1 protein-coding gene is annotated in these 3,245 nt (G+C 66.5%); it reads left to right on the top strand.

All coding sequences use genetic code 11. From position 1 onward, the window contains the following. Positions 1–702: 702 nt before the first annotated feature. The coding region (locus tag FJ251_14810) for an SAM-dependent methyltransferase (protein ID MBM4118974.1) at positions 703–3,245 on the top strand (2,543 nt) is incomplete at its 3' end.

The following is a 3,245-nucleotide window of genomic DNA, read 5'->3' as shown; positions in this document are numbered from 1 at the left end:
ATCCGTGGGGGCAACGAGGACGACGCCATCCTCACCTTCAACGGTGCCCACAAAGCCCTGAAGGAGGCCGTGAAGCGCGCGAGCGAGCTTGCCGCAGCGCTGACGGAGCCACGGCTCCTCGACCTCAAGCGAGCGCGCCGCGCGCTCGACAGCCACTGGGCCTTCCTAGACCAGGAGGCGGACCTGCCCGACGGGCTGCGTCCGACCCCCGAGGCGCTGGCCGACATGATGGCACGCGAGACCTTCTATCGAGATATCGCGCAGATCGACCAGCACGCTACCGCCATCGAGACCGAGTACCAAGCTCGCTTCCAGGCGGCCGCCGCTGCACGCACCGAGTGCTACCAGCAGGCGCTGGCGACGCTCCATGGCAACCCGGCTTGGACCGAGCTGAACGAGGAGCAGCAGTCGCGCGTCGCCGCGCCGCTCACGAGCCGTGCCTCGGCCACGGTGCCGGCCTCCGCCACCATCCCGTTCCTGCGCTCCGAGCTCAGCGCGTGCCCGCAGCACCTCAAGGCCGCGGTGCAGCAGATGATGGAGCTCATCGAGGGCAACCGCCTCGTCACCATCAACGTCGGCGACTTCTTTGCCGGACGCGTCGAGACCCCGGAGCAACTCGAAGCGGCCATCGGCGGGCTCCGCCAGCGCATCGAGAAGCTGCTCGGCGAGGGCAAGAAGGTCTGGATTCAGTAGGAGCAACGCGTGGAGAAGGAGACACGACAGAGGCTGGAACGCCTCACCCAGCAAGCGCGGCGGCTCCTCGAGCAGGAGTTCCGGGAGCAGCTCGAGGGCCGCTACGACATCCTCCTGGATGGGCGGATCCCGCTCACCCCCGGAGCGCACCTGTCTCCGCGCGAGCGCGTGCTCTGGGACAAGCTCGTGGCCGCCGTCGCCCACAAGCGCTCGCAAGGCATCACCGCCGCTGCCGCCGTCGCCGCCTACCTGCGCGAGGCCGCCTTCCACACGCTCAACCGCTTTGTGGCGCTCAAGATGCTCGAGGCCCGCAAACTCGTGCAGGCGTGCATTTCGCGCGGCGAGGACTCGGCCGGCTTCAAGGAGTTCATTGCGCTCGCGCCCGGCCTCGTCGCACTGCCCGACAAGGGCTACCGGCTCTACGTCGAGACGATCTTCGACGAAATCGCGCAGGAGGTCCGCGCGCTCTTCGATCGCCGCGACGCCGCGACGCTCCTCTGGCCCAGGCGCCAGGCGCTGCTCGACCTGCTGGCCGCACTCAACGATCCCGAGGTCGCGTCGGTCTGGGGCGAGGACGAGACCATCGGCTGGGTCTACCAGTACTTCAACGGCGAGGACGAGCGCCGGCAGATGCGGGCTGAGAGCCAGGCCCCGCGGAACAGCCGCGAGCTCGCCGTCCGCAACCAGTTCTTCACCCCGCGCTACGTCGTGCAGTTCCTCACCGACAACTCGCTCGGCCTGACGTGGTGCGAAATGCGTGGAGGCGACACGCAGCTCGCCCACCTCGACTACCTCGTGAAGCCCGAAGGGGGCTTCGAGGAGCGCGCCCCGAAGGACCCGCGCGACCTGCGCGTACTGGACCCCGCATGCGGTTCCGGCCACTTCCTGCTCTACGCCTTCGACCTGCTCGCCGGCGACCCCACGCGCAGTTTCTTCGGCATCTACGAGGAGGCCTGGCGTGCAGAGGCCGCGGCGAAGTCCGAGGTCACCGGCCGAACCCTCAAGGAGGACTACGGCTCCGAGCTGGCCCTGCGTCGTGCCGTGCCCGAGCTGATCCTCAAGCACAACCTCCACGGCGTCGACATTGACCCGCGCGCCGCGCAGATCGCCGGCCTCGCCCTCTGGATGCGGGCCCAGCGCGCCTACAAAGACCACAAGATCGCGGCACAGGACCGGCCGCCTATCGGCCGCACCAACATCGTCACCGCCGAGCCGATGCCGGGCGACCGGAGCATGGTGGCGGAGTTCGCCTCGACGCTTCGGCCCCAGGTGCTGGGCGAGCTCTTCCAGCGGATGGTCGAGGAGATGCGCCTCGCCGGCGAGCTGGGATCGCTGCTCAAGATCGAGCGCGCCCTCCAGAGCGCGGTTGCCAAGGCCCGCGAGCAGTTCCTGCGCGAACAGCGCGAGTCGCAGAAGTTCCTGCCGGGCCTCGATCGCCCGCGGAACCCCCAGCTCGAGTTCGACCTTTCCGGGGTCTCGGACGAGTCCTTCTTCGACTCGGCCGAGGAGCGCATCGTCCAGGCCCTGCAGCAGTACGCCGCCGGCGCGCCAGCGTCGCTGAGCGTGCGGCGCCAGCTCTTCGCCGAAGACGCCGCCCAAGGCATCGCGTTCATCGACCTTTGCCGCAAGCACTTCGATGCCGTGTTGATGAACCCGCCCTTCGGCTACGCACCAGAATCGTTTCGGCCGGTCATCGGCGAGCGCATCACAGATATCGATGCGCTCTTCGTCTCGCGAGGTGTCGAGCTGTTGGAAGGGCATGGCCGACTAGGTGTCATCACGAACCGAACGCAGCTCATGAAGCCTGCTCTCGCAGATTTCCGCACCGAGCATCTTCAGAGCACCTCACGCATGTTGGTGTGCGCAGATCTCGGCTCTGGAGTACTTGACGCACTAGTTGAAACGGCAGCGTTCGTAGTCGAACGTGACCGAGTTGCCGACGGCGCATACTTCCTGAATGCGCTCGGCGATCGCGACAAACAGGCATCAATCCGTACCGCAGTGGGCGCCTCGCAGGCCAGACCCGTCGATGTGCAGTCGTTCCGTGCCATTCCTGGTAACAGGTTTGCACATTGGATTGAGCCCGATCTCTTGAATCTGTTCTCGAAGGTGCCACCTCTGGAGAAAGACTGCGCGGTGTCTTTCGGGCTGTCGACCACGGACAACTTCCGCTTCATGCGGCTGCGCTGGGAACTCGACCCGCAGGTTGTCGTGCGTTTTGGCCAAGCAGCATCCGGCTGGGTCCCGATTGCGAAGGGTGGGGAGTACTCTCCATACGTGGGGGACATCCACCTTGCCGTGGATTGGCGGCAGCGCGGTGCCGCACTTCGCGCCATGCCAGGCGCGCCGATTCGCAACGAGCATGTGTACGGAAAGCCCGGACTCACCTTCACGAAACGAACAGCCAGCGCATTCGCACCGCGGGTTCTGCCGGCGGGCTGCATTGTCGAAGTCAACGGGCCAAGCATTCAATTCTCGCGGCCCTCGCCAGCGCGTCTGTTCCAGGTGCTTGGCGTGCTTCTCTCGAGGGTCAGCAGCTACCTTACCGAAAA

The sequence above is a fragment of the bacterium genome, from assembly GCA_016873475.1.
In the GTDB taxonomy this organism is placed as follows: Bacteria; Krumholzibacteriota; Krumholzibacteriia; order JACNKJ01; family JACNKJ01; genus VGXI01.
Note: the sequence above shows the minus strand (reverse complement) of the source record. Positions and strands in the feature narration are given on the sequence as shown.